The sequence below is a fragment of the Caballeronia sp. GAWG1-1 genome, assembly GCF_023631465.1.
Lineage (GTDB): Bacteria > Pseudomonadota > Gammaproteobacteria > Burkholderiales > Burkholderiaceae > Caballeronia.
Window position 1 is genome coordinate 1 of the sequence record NZ_JALQDB010000063.1, and the last position, 18,673, is coordinate 18,673.

An 18,673-nucleotide genomic window follows, 5' to 3' on the forward strand; every position below is an offset into this window, starting at 1 on the left:
CGAACCCAGTTTCTTAACGTTTCGCGTGAGCAACCCATCTTGGCGGCAATCGACTGGATTGCTTCCCATTGCGTCGCGTACTCCGCACGATGCTCGAACACCATACGAACCGCGCGCTCACGCACTTCCGCCGAATGTTTCGGCGCCGTCCTCCGTTTTGCTTTGTCGAGGTTTTCCATGACTCTATTCTCTCAGGAGTAAAGGTCTCCGGAAAACCCGGTGCGCTTCAATTCCGGCCGTGCCGGGTTTGCGGGCCTCCCAGCCGATGACGCACATCGGCGCGCTGGATCTCGACCGCGCGCCGGAGCATCTGATCGTGCTCGGCGGCGGCTATATCGGCGTGGAGATGGCGCGGGCGTACCGGCGTTTCGGGAGCCGCGTGACTACCGTCGAGCGCGGTGCGCGATTGATGGCGCGCGAGGACGCGGACGTCGGCGACGAGATGCTGCGCATCCTTCGGGCGGTAGATATCGACGTCGTACTCGACGCGCAGACGATCCGCGTCGAAGGTCGCTCGGGAACGCCAATGCGCGTCGTCGTGCGGACACCTTCGGGCGAGCAGATCGTTGCGGGCAGCGACATTCCGGTTGCCGCGGGACGTTCTCCAACACGGCCGATATCGGTTTTGAACGGGACGGCGTGCAACTCGACGAGCGCGGTATTATCCCGTGAACGATCGCCTGCCGACATCGGCGGACAATGTCTGGGCAATCGGCGAGGTCGCAGGGAGCCCGCAGTTCAGGCATGTCTCCGTCGACGATTTCCGCATCGTGCGCAACAACATGGCGGGCGGACATCGCAGCACGGGTGTTCGGCTGATTGCGTACACGTTGTTCACCGATCCGCCACTCGCGCGCGTTGGCCTCAACGAAACGGATGCACTGCGCGCGAGGATCGCCGTGCGTGTTGCAATGCCACCGATGCGCAACGTCTTGCGCACGGAAGCGACCGACGAAACGCAGGATTTCATGAAGGTGCTCGTCGGCGCGGATGATGACCGCCTACTCGGCTTCACGATGATCGGCTCGGAAGCGGGCGAAGTACTGGCGGCGATGCAAACGGCGATGGTCGCAGGCATCCCGTATCCGCAACTCCGGGATCCCGTGATTTCCCATCTGACCGTGGCGGAGGGTCTGGGGCCGCTGCTGGAGAAGCTTCCCGAGCGTGCGGTGAAGTGAGGCTTGTGGCCGCGTAGGCGGACTCTGAGCGGTGAGCCACTGCTCGTGCCGCAGCGCTTGCCGATGGACTGCGAGCATGGCAGCGACAAGCGCGGCATTTCGTGCGGGCAGTACGAGGCCGCCATTCATGTTCGGCGTTAGTTCTCGATGTTCGATCGTTTTCGACTATTACAATGCTCTAACACCAAAGCAACGGCGAGCAAAATGACTGCGCATACGGCACGACAGAGTATTGGACCGCTGATCTTGGCGTTTCGTCGGATAAGGAACGCTTTTCGCCCTCAGGTTCACTTATACGAGATACCCAGCGGTATTCACGCGGATTGGGATGTTCCGGTAAAGGTTCGTGACGGAACGACGCTGCGCGTCAATGTGTTTCGCCCGTCGAGCGGCGATCCTGCGCCGGTGATCATGTCGGCTCATCCGTACGGCAAGGACATAATTGCCGCGCATAGTCGAAGCGGCCGGGCCGTCGACCTGCAATATCGACTCTTTCCGCAGCCCCATTCTATTGCGATCTCCGAGTGGACGAGCTGGGAAGCGCCAGATCCCGGCTTCTGGGTGCCGCAAGGATACGCGGTGGTGAACGTCGACCTGCGCGGCGGAGGCACCGCCGAAGGTATCGGCGAACTGTTCTCCGATCAGGAAGCCCGCGACTATTACGACGTGATTGAGTGGGCCGGCACGCAAGCGTGGTGTTCCGGGCGCGTGGCGCTCAACGGCGTGTCTTACCTCGCGATCAGCGAATACAAAGTGGCAGCGCTGCGCCCGCCGCATCTTGCGGCCATTTGTCCGTGGGAGGGGTTTAGCGATCTGTATCGCGACTTTGCACGTCCCGGCGGCATTCGCGAGGACGGCTTCACGATCGTCTGGGACAAGGGGCTCAAACGGGGCGGAGTCGCGACTAGCACCCGATTTCGGGAAGAGATCGTCAATCGTCCAGAACGGGACGAATGGTACGAATCCACGGTTCCTGACCTTGAGCGCATCGAGGTTCCGATCCTGGTATGCGGCAGCTTCTCGGACCACTCGCTGCACACGCAAGGCTCGTTCGAGGTTTTCCGGCGCGGCGGCTCGGCTCTCAAATCGCTCTACACGCATCGTGACGGCAAGTGGTGCGCTTTCTATGGCAAGGAGGCTTCCGCGGCGCGGCTGCGTTTCTTCGATCACACGCTCAAGGGCATCGACAACGGGTGGGACAGCGAGCCCGCAGTTCGTCTGGCGATCCACGATAACGGGCCGGAACCGGTCGCCGTTGTCGGTGAGCATAACTGGCCGCCCGGCGATCTCCAGTGGCGTACGCTTTCACTCGATCCCGGCTGCGGAACGCTGATCGAAGAAGCGCCGCGGGCTCAGGCGACATCCGTATCGTTCGACACGCGACGAGGGGCAGCGCAGTTCGTCTGGACAGTGCCGGACGATATCGACGTGATCGGACCTATGGCGCTGCGTTTGCATCTTGAAGTGCTGGGCGCCGACGACGTTTTCGTTTTTGCGGGCGTGCGCAAGTTTCGCGATGGCGTGCAGATGCAGTTCGAAGGCTCATTCGGCTTTTCAGGCGACATGGTCTCCAAAGGATGGCAACGCGCCGCGCATCGTGAACTCGATGAACGGCTTTCCACCTCTGTACAGCCGGTTCATACGCATCGTTTCGCCGAGCCGCTGCGTGCAGGCGAGATCATTCCAGTCGAGGTCGCGTTGCAGCCGCATGCAACGCGCTTTCTGAAAGGCGATGTGCTTCGCCTCGACATACGAGGCAAATGGCATTTTCCGCGCGGTCCGCTTCGTGGCCAGTTTCCTTCTTTCTACGAACCCAGCCCGAAGGCGGTATGCGTCCTTCACGCGGGCGGGGCATTCGACGCTCGACTGCTGATCGGAACGAGGCTCGTCAGCGCGACGACGGCGAAGTGCGATGCCGCTCGTTTGCGCGGTTGAATCTCCTGGATAACGATCAGTCCGTCCGTTCGCCGCGCATGTTGCTGCCGCAACCCGAAGGGCCGTTGAGGGTGTGCGCCGTGAAAAGGTGGCGCTTTCCAGTGGGTGCAAGTCCCACCCGGCAACCGCTCCAGCCGGAAGCAACCGGAGCAGCTATGGAGGTAACGAAATGGCTGAAGCCTTCGGTGATGCGTGTCACAAATTGGTGACAGCGCGAGTGTGCAGGCCGTAACGCGAGTGAACGCCGAGCAAACCTCGAAAAGGTCGATGCGCAGGCCGACCCGACAACCCTATCGGGGAAGGCTGATACGACTGGGCGAATGAGCAGGCTGGACGTCCAGTCGCTGCGCCGGGGTAGTGGCGACAGCATGTACACAAGGAAAGCGTACGCAACACGGGAAGTCCCTTGGCGTGGTCAGGGATGACCAACCGGACGCCCGCGAGGGACAGGCCGGGCGCCTTGGGATGACGGAGAGGCCCGTAGTACCGCTGAAGCCGGGTAATGCTGGTGGAGGGAAGGGGCCTCAGTTCAAGACAGACGCAATACGTAGTGAGGACGTGGAGATTGGGCAACCTATCAACTCGGATTCGTGTTCAGAAGCTGCAGATGGCGTTACACGCGAAAGCGAAAGCAGAAGCCGGGTATCGCTTCTACGCGCTGTACGACAAGATCTATCGTGAGGACGTGCTGGCGCATGCGTACGCCCAGTGTCGCTCGAACAAGGGCGCGCCGGGTGTCGATCGGCAAGACTTCGCGGAGGTCGAAGAATATGGGGTGCAGAAGTGGCTCGGCAAACTGGCGCTTGTGCTCAGGCAGGAGAGTTACCAGCCGGACCCTATCAGAAGAGTGTTTATCCCGAAGGCCAATGGCAAGCTGAGGCCACTGGGGATCTCGACCTTGCGAGATCGGGTGTGCATGACAGCAGCGATGCTGGTGCTCAAACCGATCTGCGAAGCGGACCTCCCACCAGAGCAGTACGCTTACCGCCCGGGGCGCAATGCCCAGCAAGCGGTGATCGAGGTGGAGGAGCGGCTGCATTGAAGGCAAACGGACGTTGTTGACGCCGACCTGGCGGACTACTTCGGAAGCATTCCCCACGCCGATTTGATGTTGTCGCTTGCGCGGCGCGTTGTTGATCGGCGCGTGCTGCATCTGATCAAGATGTGGTTGGAGTGTTCCGTTGAAGAAACCGACCACCAAGGCCGGAAGACACGTACGACCGAGGCCAAGGACAGCAGGCGCGGCATTCCGCAAGGTTCACCCATCTCACCACTGCTGGCGAATATTTACATGCGCCGGTTTGTGTTGGCATGGAAGAAGCTCGGACTTCAGCGAAGCCTTGGCAGTCAAATAGTGACCTACGCGGACGATCTTGTGATCTTGTGCAAGCAAGGCAAAGCGGAAGAAGCGTTGTCGCGACTGCGCGAAATCATGGGCAAACTGAAGCTGACGGTCAACGAGGAGAAGACCAAATCTGCAAGGTGCCGGAGGGCGAATTCGATTTCCTGGGTTACACGTTTGGGCGGCTGTACTCTGCAACGACTGGCCGGGCCCGTATGGGCATGTGTCCATCGAAGCAGAGTATTCGGCGCATGGTCGACAAGATTCATGCGATGACTGCCCTCAAGACGGTGTGGCAAGAGACCACGGAGCTGGTAGGCAGGTTGAACCGCACGCTGCGCGGCTGGGCGAACTACTTCAAGGTAGGCTCGGACAGACGCGCGTATCGGGCGCTCGACAGCTACACCGCTACGCGGTTGCGTCGGTGGTTACGCAACAAGTACAAGGTTCGACGTCGCAGGGGCGGGACTTATCCATCCCAGCACCTCTACGGGCACTTCGGCCTCGTGCGTCTGACCGGTCCATGGTTGTGAACCTGCTGTGTACGAAGGTGTGATGTCTTGTCCGAGAGCCGGATGCGGAAGATCTGCATGTCCGGTTCGATGAGCGGGATGTGGAAACGGGGTTAGGGTGAAGTTATTCGGGCACCGCCAGACGAAAGAGGCGGCAACAGACAAACCAAACCTACTGCTACCGCGCCACATCTCGACTCTACCGCTTTCACCCATTGGGAAACGCGGGAACTGTTGCCGGGTGACGTCGCGAGAAAGGAGTGCGGTGATTGTCCCTCATGATGGACTAGGCAGCCGGCATTAGGCCCAAGGCAAGTTGGCACGCCAGGTTTCCAAGCTGGACATTCGTCGGATAGATTCAACTAAAGGTTTTCACTGATACCCTCGACCACGACTGCAGTTACCCGCGGCGAGCAGAGGGCAATTGATTTACCGCGCCCAAAGCTATCTTGACAGCGAGTGTCCGCCGCTATGTGAACAGATGCCTACGACCGCCTGAACCGCTTCGGCGATGATCGGCGAAGCCTCGCCGCTGTCGAGTGGCAGCACGGATGTAGTGACGACCGTTTCACCCATGCTCAGACAACCCGGCTGGCTCACGCGGTGAGACGTTGAACGACGCGTTTCGTGCGGATAACTAACGGAAAATCGCTGATTATAATTTTGTCGAAGCTGACGATTCGATTTACTTACCCGCAGCGGCAGGGGCAACTTTCAAGCGCGACGACCGAGAACTCGATGCGTAGCACTACGCCGCAAAGCTCAGCCCTTCGCTTTTCTAAGCTGCCGATTGCGTGTCTGCAGATTGATCTTGTCCGATACAAGCGCAGCAAGTGTGCGCAGCATCGCCATTTGCGGTGCTTTAAATGCCCGTGGCGCGCGATCAATTACGCACAGCGCGCCAAGCGCGTACCCCTCATAGTCGATGATCGACGCTCCGGCGTAAAACCTTATGCCCATATCGCCGGTGACAAGTGGATTGGCGCGGAACCGTACATCTTCGGCCGCATCCTCGACAATCAATCCGTCCGGTTGTGCGATGGTGTAATTACAAAACGCGTAGTCTCTGGGTGTCTCCTGAGTCGCCAAGCCGTAGCGGGCCTTGAACCATTGTTCCTTGGCGGTGAGCAACGTAATCAATGCAATCGGCACCTTCGCGACGTTTGCCGCCAACGCAACGATCTCGTCGAATTCTTCCTGCTGCGGACTGTTGACCAGATTTGTGCGGGCAACCGCCTGCAAGCGCGCCAACTCCTGTGCGGCCGCAATATCGGCGACGGCTTCCAGATACGGCGCGATTGCAGCGCGCAATTGTTCCGGTGCAGCGCGCTTGCTCACGAGACGCATGCGCGTATCGCCGAGATCGAAGCGCAACTCTTCCGCATTTGAATCGGACAGTACGACGATGTTCGAATGCGCAAGTCTCGGCGATGCAAGGAGCCGCTTGAGCAAGGCGATCCGCTCCCAATCGAGCCGATCGATCTCCATCACGACCGATGCCGGCAGTTGATGCCCCGCCTCGATCAAACCCAGCAGCGCGTCATTCGCTACGCTGACCTGAACGGCGGGCACGCTGGCCAAGCTTTCGCTGCATCGCCTGCCTGCGCCTTCGCTGGCGATGATCAGGACGGTATAGGCGGTTTGAACCGGCGCGACCAGCCGCCGCTCGCGAAGCGCGAATACGGCGCTTCGCCGGACGCGGCGGTGCCCGCCCGGCGTTTTCCACGAGTCGATCGCACCTTCTTCCACCCAGGTTTGAACCGTGCGAATCGATACGCCGAGTATTTCGGCTGCCTCGCGCGTAGTTAGGATCGGATCGCTTTCCATGTCTATGACGTTACTCAAAGCTCTTGCCGCCGAAGATAACGAAAGCTCTGCAAACATGCAACCGTATGCTGGAAGGGAAAATCTGGCAAAAATGAAACATCGCTCGGTGCCGTGCGCGTCGACCGTTTGCATGTTCGCATGCGTAGTTTAGGCGGTAAGTTAAGCCGACGTGAGTGATCGACCGTACGCTTCCAGCGGTGAATTTACCGGCAAACGTTAAAAATTTGGAAAAAACTTAAGTTCGCCGGAGTGCTGCCGTAAGGGGAGTCATGGCGCGTATTAGGATCGTCCGGCATGGGCCGAGTCTTCACCGCGACAACGACCAAACGGACCACGACATGAGAGCTTTACGAAATATAAGAATCGGGGCGAAGCTGGGCATCGGCTTCGGATTGACGCTGTTGGCGCTTTGCTTGATTAGTGGACTGGCCCTTTTTCAGGTCTCGCAGGTCTACAAGGGAACGGCGGAACTCGCAAACGACTGGCTGCCGAGCGTGCTCACGCTCGGGGATATCCGCTCCGGAACGAATGCGGTACGACGCGGCTCGATGGGCGCGCTGCTGGCGACCAATGCGCAGGAAAAGGCAGCGCAAGTGCAGAAGCGTCGTGAAGGTCTGGCGACGCTCGATCGCGCGTTGACGGCCTATCAGCCCTTGATCTCCAACGCAGAAGAGAAGCAACTCTTCGACGACTTCAACACGGCTTGGGCTGCATACCTCGTCGCGGACAACAAGATCAATGCGTTGAACGATGCCGGCGATGACCACTTCACTGCTGCGCGTGAAGCTGCCGCGAATGAATCGGCACCTTTGTTTGTGGCGGTATCGACATTGATCGATCGTGATATCGCGCTCAATACCAAGGGGGCGCGCGAATCGGCCGAAACGGCTGCAGCCGACTATCACCGCACGCTGATCGTCACTTCAGTCCTTGCCTCGTTTGCCATTGCGCTCAGCATCGCGATCGGGTTCTCGATCACGCGTTCGATCTTGGTGCCAATCCGCCGTTCGCTCGAAGTCGCCGAGACGGTCGCTCAAGGTGATTTGACGTCGCATATCGTCGATGACAGCAAGGACGAAACGGGTCAACTGCTTCAGGCACTGCGCAACATGAACGAGCGGCTCGTCGATATCGTCGGCCGTGTCCGGAATGGTAGCGAGAACATTGCGACGGCTTCCGCCGAGATCGCGTCGGGCAACACCGATTTGAGTCAGCGCACGGAAGAGCAAGCGGCATCGCTTCAGCAAACGGCTGCGAGTATGGAGCAACTGACATCGACCGTGAAGCAGAACACGGAAAACGCGCAGCAAGGCAACACACTTGCAGCGAACGCGTCCGAGGTAGCGGCGCGCGGCGGTGCGGTCGTGAGCCGTGTCGTCGATACGATGAAGGACATCAGCACGAGCTCCGCGAGGGTGGCGGAGATCATCGCGGTGATTGAGGGAATCGCGTTTCAGACCAATATTCTTGCGCTGAATGCTGCCGTGGAAGCGGCGAGAGCGGGTGAGGAAGGGCGCGGCTTTGCCGTCGTCGCCGGCGAAGTGCGCACGCTCGCGCAGCGAAGCGCTGCGGCCGCGAAGGAGATTAAGGACCTGATTGGCGAATCGGTCGCCAAGGTCAGCGTGGGAGCGGAACTTGTCGAAGAAGCGGGACGGACGATGAGCGAAGTCGTGCAGTCGGTGAAGCGCGTCGCCGATCTGATGGGCGAGATTTCGGCCGCGTCATCCGAACAGCATACGGGCATCGAGCAGGTAAATGTCGCTGTATCGCAGATGGATGAAGTGACGCAACAGAATGCCGCGCTGGTCGAACAGGCGAGCGCCGCGGCGCAGTCGATGGCGCAACAATCCGGTGCGCTTCGCGATCTGGTTTCCGTGTTCCGTCTGAGTGGCAGTCCGCAAAGGGACGTGGGCATTCGAGTCGAGACAAATCGAAAGCTGGAGCCAAAACGAACGCAACGTGCGGAACGCGCGAACGCCGCGCCTCGCGCTACCGCAACACCGGCTCGTGTGACGGGACCTGCGTCGGGCGAATGGCAGACCTTTTAATCGACAGAAATTCGTCTCCTGACGGACGTCGCACATGAATGCTCGTAGATCGGATTATGCACGTGGGCGCGGCTTTGCAAGACGCGCTTATGTGTTGCGGACTGTAGGACTCACCCTTGGGCTGGTTTTCGTCCAGATGATCCTTTGGCGCGAGCATTCGTCGTATGCGGTGAAGGCCTATATTGCGGTGTATTGCGTCGTCTGGCCACACATCGCATACCTGTTGGCGCGCCGGTCGCGCACGCCGGCAAATGCGGAAAGAATCAACATGTATGTGGACGATTTCGTGAGCGGAACGTCCGTTGCAGCAATGAGTTTCACGTGGCTTCCCAGCACCCTTGTCCTGCTCATGTTCATGATGAACAATGTAGCAGCAGGGGGTTGGCGCCAGTTGGCCAAGGGGTTCCTGTCGTGCGCCTTGGGGACGTTGATCGGAGCAGCCGCTTTTGGCGGGCGGATGGAGCCAGAGTGGATTCCCGATGCACCGACGTTGTTGGCCTGTTTGCCCATGCTCGTGGTGTATCCCTTGGCGCTCGGGTTGGCGAGTTATCGCACCGCATTGAAGCTCGCGGAGCGATCGAAAGCATTGAGAAGCCTGAGCGAGCATGATCCCCTGACCGGTTTGCTGAACCGGGGCACGTTAAGTTCCCAACTGGGTCTTCTGCTCGATTCCCAACGCGGCAAGCGTCAATTGCTCAACGTGCTCTTTATCGATCTCGACGATTTCAAAATCGTCAACGACTCGCTCGGGCATCGCGTCGGCGATCAGCTTTTGACGATTGTTGCGTCGAGACTGCGGGACGCAACGGACGATGCCACCGAAGACATCGCCCGGTATGGCGGCGACGAGTTCGTTATCGTGTCCATCCGCTCGCCTGTGGAAGCCGTCAGGGGTCTGGCGGGCAAGGTCATCGAGGTGATCAATCAGCCGGTCACCCTCGCGGGGCAGGTGATACAAGTGCGTGCGAGCATCGGCATCAGCACGTTCCCGGATCACGGCAATGATCCTCAGGCGCTGCTGAGTCGCGCTGATGTCGCCATGTACGCCGCAAAGGCGGGCGGGCGCAATCGCATCGTACAATTTAACGAGCAGTTGCATCTTGCCGCTGCCCGACGCCTCAATCTCACCGCACGCCTGCAGGCGGCCCGATCGATCAACGCGTTCGAGTTGCTGTATCAACCGCAAGTCGATATGGGTTCGGGGCATATCATCGGCGCGGAGGCTTTGATACGGTGGAACGATCCGTTGCTCGGCAGCATTTCCCCGACGACTTTCATCCCTATCGCTGAGTCCGACGGGCAGATTCATGCGATCGGCGAATGGGTGCTGGCCGAAGCGCTTGAACAGGGACGAAGATGGCTCGATGCGGGATTGCCGCCCATGCGCATCGGCGTGAATGTCTCTCCTGTTCAGCTCGAAGAGCCGCGCTTTCTAGAACGAGTTCAGCGCTCACTGACCTTGCACAGGTTCCCGCCACAATGGCTGGAACTCGAACTGACTGAAGGCGCGTTGATACGCGATATCGATACAGTCGAGCAGACGCTCGAAAGGCTAAACGAAGTCGGGGTATCGATCGCGATCGACGACTTCGGGACGGGGTATTCGAGTCTCGCTTCGTTGCAGCGCTTCGACATCGACCGAATCAAGATCGATCAGAAGTTCGTTCAGGCAATCGGTGTGGCGCCGCGCGGCGAGGCGATCATCAAGGCGGTGATCACACTGGCGGACGCACTTGGGTTTCAGATCGTTGCAGAAGGGGTCGAGACCGTCGAACAGCGCGACTTTCTAACGGAGAGTGGTTGTGTGATCGGACAGGGGTTCCTGTTTGACAAACCCCTGACGGCCGATGCGATGGAAGCACGGTTGCGACAGCGCCTTCTGCCTCACGATACCAGTAATAAGGATAATGGATGCATAACCATTTGCGACACTCCCTAGTCGCACAAATCCTCGACTGCATCGTCGATGCGCACGATCGCCACACGATGCTTCTCGCCGCCCTCGTGTGCGCCGTCGGCATTTATGCGTCGATCGCGATTGCACGTCACGCCGCGCGATCGAGCGGCGCGGTGCGCATCCGGTGGGGTTCGACGAGCGTGCTGTCGAGCGGCTGCACAGCGTGGGCGACGCACTTTATCGTCTTGCTTGCCTATCAGCCTAATATGCGGGTGGCGTTCGAACCTGTTCTCACGGCGATCTCGCTGACATGCGCGGTCGTAGGTATCGGCGGGGGCGTAGTCGTGTCTCTCAGCAGCCGTCGCGGTCCAAGGCAATTCGCAGCAGGAGTCATTATTGGCGTGGGCGTCGCGGCGTTGCATTATGTAGGACAAAGCGCGTATCTGGTGCAAGGAACGATCAGATGGGATCTTACTCTGGTCATTCCATCGATCATTGTGAGCCTGCCGATCTTCGGGTTCTCGATGATGGCGATCGCAAGCCGCAATAGGACATGGCAAACATGTGCCGCGCCGTTGATGCTTTTGGGCATCGCCATATTGCACTTTTGCGGCATGGCGGCGATGACCTTGCAACAAGACCCCAGCATCGAGTTTCCGTCGGATGCCGTTGCGCCGCAGACGATCACACCAATCGTTGCAGGGATTTCTTTGGCGTTGATCGCGCTTGCTTTTCTGGGCTGGCGCTTCGATCTTGCAGCTACAGCCAGAATCCGTCAAGACAGGAAGAGGTTGCGTGATCTCGCGGATGTTGCGCTTGAAGGGCTGTTGATTACGCAGAACAACATAATCATCGCGGCAAACCGGAGCATAGAGCGCCTGTCAGGTTTGAAGCAGGACGATCTGACGGGAAGCGAAGTCAGCCGGCTTCTGCCGGCGCTCGAACTCACCACGCTTTTAGAGAATGAAGAGCGCGAAGCGAATCTCATTGGCGTAGACGGGATCATCGTTCCAGTGCGCGTGCTGCGCTCCACGGTTCCACTTGGGCACAGTGTACAGACGGTCATCGCAGTGCGCGATCAGCGCGAAAGGCTGCGCACCGAAGAAAAGATGCGCCGACTCGCGTTTGCCGATCCGCTGACGGGCTTGCCCAACCGCACAAAGTTCACCGAGTTGCTGGAGCGGCATACGTGCACCGAACGACGCACCGACCAGGGCCTCGCAATACTGCTCATCGACCTAGATAGCTTCAAGATAGTGAACGATACCCTCGGTCATGCGGTAGGGGACGCCGTGCTGCAAGACGTCTCCATTCGACTTTCGACGCTCGTCAAAGACAGAGGTATCGTCGCGCGGCTCGGGGGCGATGAATTCGTCGTGATGCTTACCGGCGACGTCAGCGATGTATCCGCGTTTGATATCGCGAGCAAGGTCGTCGAGCAACTTGGTGCGCGGCCGTTTGATATCGATGGTAGAACAATTCATATCGGTGCAAGCGTCGGGCTTGCGTTGTTCCCCGAAGACGGCGGCGACCCCTCGTCGCTGCTGCGCAATGCCGATCTCGCAATGTATCTCGCGAAGAGCGAAGGCAAGGGGACGGTTCGGCGTTTTGAGAAGATCCTGCATGAGCGGCTTCAAGAACGGCAGAGCCTTGAAGCGGGTCTTCGCATAGCATTGTCGAGTGGTCAACTCGAAGTTCATTATCAACCGCTCGTCGATGCGGCATCAGGCCGTATTACGTCAGCCGAAGCCTTGGTGCGCTGGCGGCATCCATCGCTTGGACTTATCGCCCCCGCCACCTTTATTAGTCTTGCGGAGGAGACGGGGCTGATCGTGCCGCTCGGGACTTTTGTGTTAAAGACTGCGTGTGCCGAGGCTGCAACCTGGCCAGCTGAGATTGGCTTGGCGGTCAATCTGTCGCCTGCGCAATTTCACGACAAGTCGATTGTGTCGATCGTGGCATCGGCTATCGAGGATGCACATCTTCTTCCGCAGCGACTCGAAGTGGAGGTGACGGAAGGCGTGCTGCTTGCCGATACGGGCGCGACGCTCGAAACGCTCAACCGCCTGCGCAGCATGGGTGTTCGCGTTTCAATGGATGACTTCGGAACCGGTTACTCGTCCCTCAGCTATTTGCGCAGATTTCCTTTCGATCGATTGAAGATCGACCGATCGTTCGTACGCGGCATTCCGTCCGATGCGGAGAGCGTCGCGATCGCTCGAGCCATCATTACGATGAGCACGTGTCTTGGTTTGCTGGTGACTGTGGAAGGTGTCGAAACCGCTGAACAGTATGCCTTTGCGGTCTCAGAAGGTTGTACGAGTATTCAAGGCTATTACATCAGTCGGCCAATGCGGGCGGAGGCGTTCGCCGCGTTTTTGATTGCCTGGAATAATCAGGCACCGCCGAATCCATCGACGGGCAGAAAGATCGCTGAAAAGAGCATAGTGCTGCATCATAGCGACCTAAGGTCTGTTTTGAATTGGTAGACCTATGCAGCAGTCCCTGCAAGCTATATGTAAATAGTCGCGAAACATGGAGAAACACTTTGTGAGGGCGGTACCACGCGGACGACGCGTCGTGAGATTCCACTACTTCGCGGGGAGTGGCATCCGGAAGTCTGCGCTGCACGTATCATCCGGTCGACCCGGCGCGACGGTCTGTCCACTCCGCCTCTAGCTTGATGCGTAGAGCAGATTGTTCGCGACGGCCGGTCGTGCGGCGTGCTAGTTTGATGCCATGCCGCATTACTTCTGCAACCGAGAACGATAATGGAAATCCGCTACCGGCTTCATCGACTACTCATCACTGAACAACCAGCTGCTGACGGCAACCGCTGCCCTGTGCTTCTTCGGATAATCAGCGCTGACGGGTATCACTTGCCCACGCTCTCTCTCGTTACCGAACCGGGTATCGATCGGGTATATCGCTCGGCTTTCGAGCGAGGGTTGAGCATGGTAGATGATGCTTGCGACAGTCGATTGACGAATCCACTGGACGAAGTTCAACCGCGCTATTAACTGCGCCGCTCAGCAATCAGTTGATCTTTAGCCAATCGGCGCCCGTTCACAGCCGCCATGGCAGGTGTTGCACAGGCAGCAGTCAGTGCAGGAGCTCAATCTACGGTTCCCGGCGAGCCGCGCAACCGCACATAAGGTTCGAAGCCACCAGACGACCGTGCGTACCCTCCGGACTTCTTTTTTCCCATTAGCGTTATCAACGAACATGAGTAGCAGAATTGGACGTCAACAGCTACTGCAGACTAGTCAAGCTGCTCGCGCAGGAGAGCTGTGCGAACAATCCCCTCGGCGCGAAGCGGCGGCTCAGAAAGGTTACGAAAGGGCGTGCACAGAGAAGCGCTCGATCGATGTTTGGGTACGAACGTCGGCAAGCGGCGAGAAGCGGCCGGCCACGGGGCATCAAGGTTGCCGCCAAGGAACAAGCGTTGACAATCGAGAAAAGATTAAAGACTTACAGCGCAGTCCGCACGAACTGGCAAACTGAGACGTAACCGGTTTTGAGGCGGCTGGACGGCGGCATTACGGAGCAGATGTTGAGCTCCGAAGAAACGAATGCAACGCCGACTCCTGCCGCGACCGATGCCAGGACAGATTGCACGTCATCGGCCCGTTGCGTGATGCTCGGTGTAAATCCATGCTCGCTGCATCATGCGTCGACTTGCGCAGCTATTCCAGGTCCGCGCGCGCGGCGCAAGGCCAGGAGATCACAGTAGCGGTTGTAGACGAGCACCAGACCGTAAACATTACCTCTCAACCTGTCCAAACCGACAACGCGACTACTGCTTTCTTCAGAAACATCGTGACGAAGCCGTTAGCCATGTATGGTAACCGTCGATGGTGGAAACAGATGAACAATGATCAGCATGATATTGAACAAAGAGTCCGTTTAGCGGGCAGCAACATGTTCGAGTTGCTGCTTTTTCGACTCGGCGCAACGCCTGGTAGCGGCGCTCGCGAGCTTTATGGCATCAACGTTTTTAAGGTTCGGGAGATCGTGACAATGCCGACGCTCACGGAACTGGCGGGCTCGTCCAACAAAATTCTCGGCGTGGCGGACGTACGCGGCGAAATCATCCCGGTCATCGACCTCGCACGCGTCACGGGATGTACCCCACGCGAGGGAAGCCGTATTCTCTTGGTGACGGAGTTCGCTCGCACGACGCAGGGCTTCGCCGTCGAAGAGGTTGACGATATCGTGCGCCTCGAGTGGAATCGAGTGCTTTCGGCAGAGGGTCACTCCAGCGGTAAAGCAGTGACGAGCATCGCGCGCCTGGATGCCCACGCGGGCGGTCGGCTTGCGCAGGTCCTTGATGTCGAGCAAATTCTTCGCGACGCGCTGCCTGCAAGCGAACCGGAGATCAATGAGCAGAACACTGGACGCTTGACGCTGCCGCCGGGCGCACGAGTACTTGCCGCAGACGACTCCGGCGTTGCACGCGCCCTTATCGAAGAGAGCCTGAAGTCAATGGGGGTACCGTTCATTATGGCCAAGACGGGCCAAGAAGCGTGGGAACTGCTGGAGAAGGCAGGCGCAAAAGCGGCGAAGGAGGGTAGGAAGGTCACGGATGACATTGCATTAGTGCTTACCGACCTTGAAATGCCGGAAATGGACGGCTTCACGCTTACCCGCAAAATTAAAGCCGCCGCTGCGTTGCAGATGATCCCCGTGGTCATTCACTCTTCATTGTCGGGATCCGCGAATGAACAGCACGTGCGAAAGGTAGGTGCAAACGCTTATGTATCAAAGTTTGTTGCGGCCGAACTTGCTGACGTAATGCGTCAGGCAATGTTACGGACAGCCGCGTGAACCACTCGCTCGACATCGCTTCGACGCCAACACTCCCGATCGCTAAAGATGCAAGCGGCAAATGGCAAGGTGGCCGACGGCCGAAAATTCATGTTGTCGGTCGTTGTTCAAGTTGATTAAGTGATTCTCTTGTCCGTCGTTTCGATCGGGCAGCTGCATGCGTTCGCGAATGCTGAAGAGGGCAAAGAATTCGTTGACCTCAAAGCAGCGTACAAAACGCTTGCGCCGTCGGCTCACGATCTAATGCGGTACGAACTGCATTCGTTGCTCGGCTGACTGGTTGCAGCGAACCGTCGCAATTCAACTATTCACCTCGATGATCCAAACTGATAGACCTGTGCGGAGGTGGCGAATCAGCGCTCTCCGGCGAAGTATGCAGCCTTAAACTATGCAATGCATCTGAGCACTCGCTTAAGCATCCTCGTTACCTTTGCAACGCCCTGTGCACGACCGTGGACGGCTTTGTCGCGGACGGAGCGAGATCGCGAATTGACTACAGTATCAGTAGGATTGCTTATGTTGCCAGTGAATAAAACTGCTGGGCATGAGAGCATCCGACGCCCCGTGCTTGCATTTGACCTTTGGCGATCATGTGCATGAGCTCGATGCCGCTCAGCAGTATCCAGGCACAACGGAACTTCTTGAAGCCAAGCATAGGCCGCGTGCGTCGCTTGACTGCCCGATGATCTTGCTCGATAACATTGTTCAGATACTTCTTCTGGCGAATCTTGATCGGTCTCGTACCAAGGCCGGATTCCGAGCCGTCATCAAGCGTCCAATCGTTCGTAGTGCTGGGGTCACATGATAGCCGACGTGACGCTTATTGCGACAAGCCGTTTCTCGGCCACCACGTACGCGACAACCTGAAGGTCGCGCCGACACGCTGGATAAGTTTAGTTTGAGTCAGATGTCAAAAGATGTTACAGGTGAAAGGCAGTATGTTCGATCTCAAGCCACACCGAAAACATGTCCGCCTCCATTGGCCGACCAGTAAAGTACCCTTGAACTTCGTCGCATCCCCACTCTCGGACCTTTCCAAGTATTTCGGCGGTTTCTACCCCTTCGGCGACAGCCGTGAAGCCTAACTCATGAACGAGACGGATCACCGTGCGAACAATGGTCGCGTCACGTGGGCTATCGGAGACCGCTCTGACAAGCGCCTGGTCTATCTTCACGGTAGCCACGTCGAGATGGCTGAGTTGCGCAAGGTTGCTGAATCCGGACCCGAAATCGTCGATCGCAAGCGTCACGCCGAGCTCTCGAAGCTGACTTACCGCCAAGGCGCTGCGATCGGAATGTCGCATGAGCGAGCCTTCCGTTACTTCGATCTCCAATAGATGAGGGTTCACCCGAAAGCTTTTAAGCGTGGATTCGACCAACGGAACGAATCCGTCACGCGTCAGGTCCGATCCCACAGCATTGAGCGATAATCGAATTGTCGGATGGCTCGATTGCCACATCGCAAGCTGCCTTACGGCAGTAGCGAGCACCCAATCAGTCAGTGTGTTGACGAGCGCTGTGTTCTCGACGAGTGGAATAAATTCGCCCGGAGAAATGTCGCCAAGTTGGGGATGCCGCCAACGAACCAATGCTTCTGCGCCCAGGCAGACTCCATCGCTCAACCGCATGCGGGGCTGATAGACGAGGCGCAGTTGATTTTTCGAAAGCGCATCCTTAAACGAGTTAATCAGGAGAAACGCACGGTTGCGATGACGGCCCATTTCCGAGTCGTAGTACACCGCTTGCTTTTGCTCATCACGCGCACGCTCTACAGCGAAAATCAACGCAGCGATCAAGTCGGAGGGGTTAGCGGCTTCAACAAGTCGAACGACCCCAATCGAAGGCGTGACATCGATGGGCAGATCCGCAGCAACGGTCAAAGGTCGTTCGAACGCGCGGGTGACGCGGTCAAGAAGTTTTTCAATCTCTTTGCAGGACGCCTTCGTAACGAGACCATATCGCGCATAGCCGATTCGATAGAGCGTCATGCCTGGGCCAAGCGCGGCCGTGAGCCTTTTTGTGGTATCGACCGCCACGGCATTAATGGACTCCAGCCCGATAGCAATGACCATGCGGTTGATATAGTCCAGCGTGCATACATCAATGAGCACTGCCCGCGTAGTTGTCTCTACATCGGCTTCGCACTGCTCATCGAAAAGTGCTAGATCATCTAAGAATCGTGTCAGATTTGGAAGTCCGGTCACCTTGTCTCGGCAAGCCGTCGAGCGCAATGCGTCTATGCGCTGCGCGATTAAGTTGGCCAACGCTGAAAGGTGGGACCTCTCCCGAACACTGAAAGACGCCCGGGGCCGTGTACCAATGATGCACAACGTTCCAACAGCGTGGCCGTTGTTTGTTGTGAGCGGCGCACCCGCGTAGAACCGAATGAACGGCGCGCCGGCTACTAGCGGATTGTCATGAAAACGATCGTCATGATGTGTGTCGAGCACCACCATCGGTTCCCGGGACAAGATCGCATGGGCACAAAATGATGTCTCCCTTGATGTCTCGGCCACTGGCATGCCGACACGCGATTTGAACCACTGGCGGTCCGCGTCCACCAAAGTCACCAGCGAGATCGGCACGTCGAAAATGTCGGAGGCAAGGCGAGTTATGTCGTCAAAAAACGAATCGGGCGGTGTATCTAGCACACACGCGGAATGTAGTGTTCTTAGTCGAGCATCTTCATCGAGAGGGTAGGGCGGTGCGATCATTGCTTATTCACGCCAACGGAGTATCGCCCTCTCGCCCGACATCGGAATTGCCTTACTTTCGATCGGTGATAGCGCCGGTGCTCCCTCGGATGCTCCTTAGTTTGGTTAGATGGCCCGGACGTGTTGTCATGGCCGAAAATTGAACATCCTTAAAAGATGACGGCAGGCCGGGATGGAACTTGAGGGTTAAACCGTGCGTCAGCCTGTCTTCTTCGGACGAGTGGCAAAAGCCAACCGAAGAGGTCTACGTGCAAGTCGGCCCGCCGAAACCGTTTAGGCCTCGCTGATGGAAAAGAAAGCAACCGCGCCGGTAAGGTGTATCCCTTGATCATGAAGCGCCTGAGCGGCCGCCGCCGCCTCCTCAACCAGAGCGGCGTTTTGCTGGGTGACCTG

At 58.1% G+C, this 18,673-nt stretch carries 12 protein-coding genes and 3 pseudogenes; 10 read left to right on the plus strand and 5 right to left on the minus strand.

Going from position 1 to position 18,673, the window contains the following annotated elements:
• A partial coding sequence (locus tag NCT03_RS34460; protein WP_502800453.1) for a transposase occupies positions 1-179 on the minus strand: 179 nt, incomplete at its 3' end.
• A gap of 86 nt (positions 180-265) precedes the next feature.
• On the opposite strand from NCT03_RS34460, the pseudogene NCT03_RS32415 reads away from it, so the two are divergent.
• From NCT03_RS32415 to NCT03_RS32440, 6 genes and pseudogenes are all read left to right on the plus strand, one after another.
• Positions 266-589 (plus strand): annotated as a pseudogene (locus tag NCT03_RS32415) (NAD-binding protein); the annotation flags it as partial.
• A 79-nt stretch (positions 590-668) separates the two neighbouring features.
• Entirely contained in the window at positions 669-1,178 is a 510-nt protein-coding gene (locus NCT03_RS32420; protein ID WP_250495401.1) for an oxidoreductase dimerization domain-containing protein, read from the plus strand.
• Positions 1,179-1,382: 204 nt separating this feature from the next.
• Positions 1,383-3,113, plus strand: a complete 1,731-nt coding sequence (locus NCT03_RS32425; protein WP_250469787.1) for a CocE/NonD family hydrolase — start codon at positions 1,383-1,385, stop codon at positions 3,111-3,113.
• Between the two features lie 565 nt (positions 3,114-3,678).
• Positions 3,679-4,155 carry a reverse transcriptase family protein gene (locus tag NCT03_RS32430; RefSeq protein WP_250469788.1) on the plus strand — a complete coding sequence of 159 codons (477 nt, stop codon included), beginning with the start codon at positions 3,679-3,681 and terminating at the stop codon, positions 4,153-4,155.
• Between the two features lie 66 nt (positions 4,156-4,221).
• Positions 4,222-4,731: a reverse transcriptase/maturase family protein gene (locus NCT03_RS32435; RefSeq protein ID WP_250469789.1), complete on the plus strand. Its 510-nt coding sequence runs from the start codon at positions 4,222-4,224 to the stop codon at positions 4,729-4,731.
• A complete protein-coding gene (locus tag NCT03_RS32440) occupies positions 4,707-4,988 on the plus strand; it encodes a group II intron maturase-specific domain-containing protein (protein ID WP_250469790.1) in 282 nt (93 codons plus the stop codon). Before NCT03_RS32435 ends, NCT03_RS32440 begins: the two co-directional genes overlap by 25 nt.
• A gap of 741 nt (positions 4,989-5,729) precedes the next feature.
• On the opposite strand, the gene NCT03_RS32445 is transcribed toward NCT03_RS32440, so the two are convergent.
• A complete protein-coding gene (locus tag NCT03_RS32445) occupies positions 5,730-6,926 on the minus strand; it encodes a GAF domain-containing protein (RefSeq protein ID WP_250495402.1) in 1,197 nt (398 codons plus the stop codon).
• Between the two features lie 206 nt (positions 6,927-7,132).
• Between NCT03_RS32445 and NCT03_RS32450 the strand changes: the two genes are divergently transcribed.
• The 3 genes from NCT03_RS32450 to NCT03_RS32460 are packed head-to-tail and all read left to right on the plus strand — an operon-like array spanning position 7,133 to position 13,228.
• Positions 7,133-8,842, plus strand: coding sequence for a methyl-accepting chemotaxis protein (locus NCT03_RS32450; RefSeq protein ID WP_250469792.1), 1,710 nt, complete (start codon positions 7,133-7,135; stop codon positions 8,840-8,842).
• A 34-nt stretch (positions 8,843-8,876) separates the two neighbouring features.
• On the plus strand, positions 8,877-10,781 hold the full coding sequence (locus tag NCT03_RS32455; protein WP_250469793.1) for an EAL domain-containing protein: 1,905 nt from the start codon (positions 8,877-8,879) through the stop codon (positions 10,779-10,781).
• A complete protein-coding gene (locus NCT03_RS32460) occupies positions 10,754-13,228 on the plus strand; it encodes a putative bifunctional diguanylate cyclase/phosphodiesterase (protein WP_250495403.1) in 2,475 nt (824 codons plus the stop codon). The genes NCT03_RS32455 and NCT03_RS32460 overlap by 28 nt, the downstream gene beginning before the upstream one ends.
• Positions 13,229-14,262: 1,034 nt before the next feature.
• Here the strand turns inward: NCT03_RS32460 and NCT03_RS32465 are convergent.
• Positions 14,263-14,459 (minus strand): annotated as a pseudogene (locus NCT03_RS32465) (LysR substrate-binding domain-containing protein); the annotation flags it as partial.
• Between the two features lie 147 nt (positions 14,460-14,606).
• On the opposite strand from NCT03_RS32465, the gene NCT03_RS32470 reads away from it, so the two are divergent.
• Entirely contained in the window at positions 14,607-15,566 is a 960-nt protein-coding gene (locus NCT03_RS32470) for a chemotaxis protein (protein WP_250469795.1), read from the plus strand.
• A gap of 514 nt (positions 15,567-16,080) precedes the next feature.
• On the opposite strand, the pseudogene NCT03_RS32475 reads toward NCT03_RS32470, so the two are convergent.
• Together NCT03_RS32475 and NCT03_RS32480 are read right to left on the minus strand one after the other, a co-directional pair.
• Positions 16,081-16,320 (minus strand): annotated as a pseudogene (locus NCT03_RS32475) (DDE-type integrase/transposase/recombinase); the annotation flags it as partial.
• 166 nt (positions 16,321-16,486) lie between these two features.
• A complete protein-coding gene (locus NCT03_RS32480) occupies positions 16,487-18,280 on the minus strand; it encodes a putative bifunctional diguanylate cyclase/phosphodiesterase (protein ID WP_250495404.1) in 1,794 nt (597 codons plus the stop codon).
• Positions 18,281-18,673 lie beyond the last annotated feature (393 nt).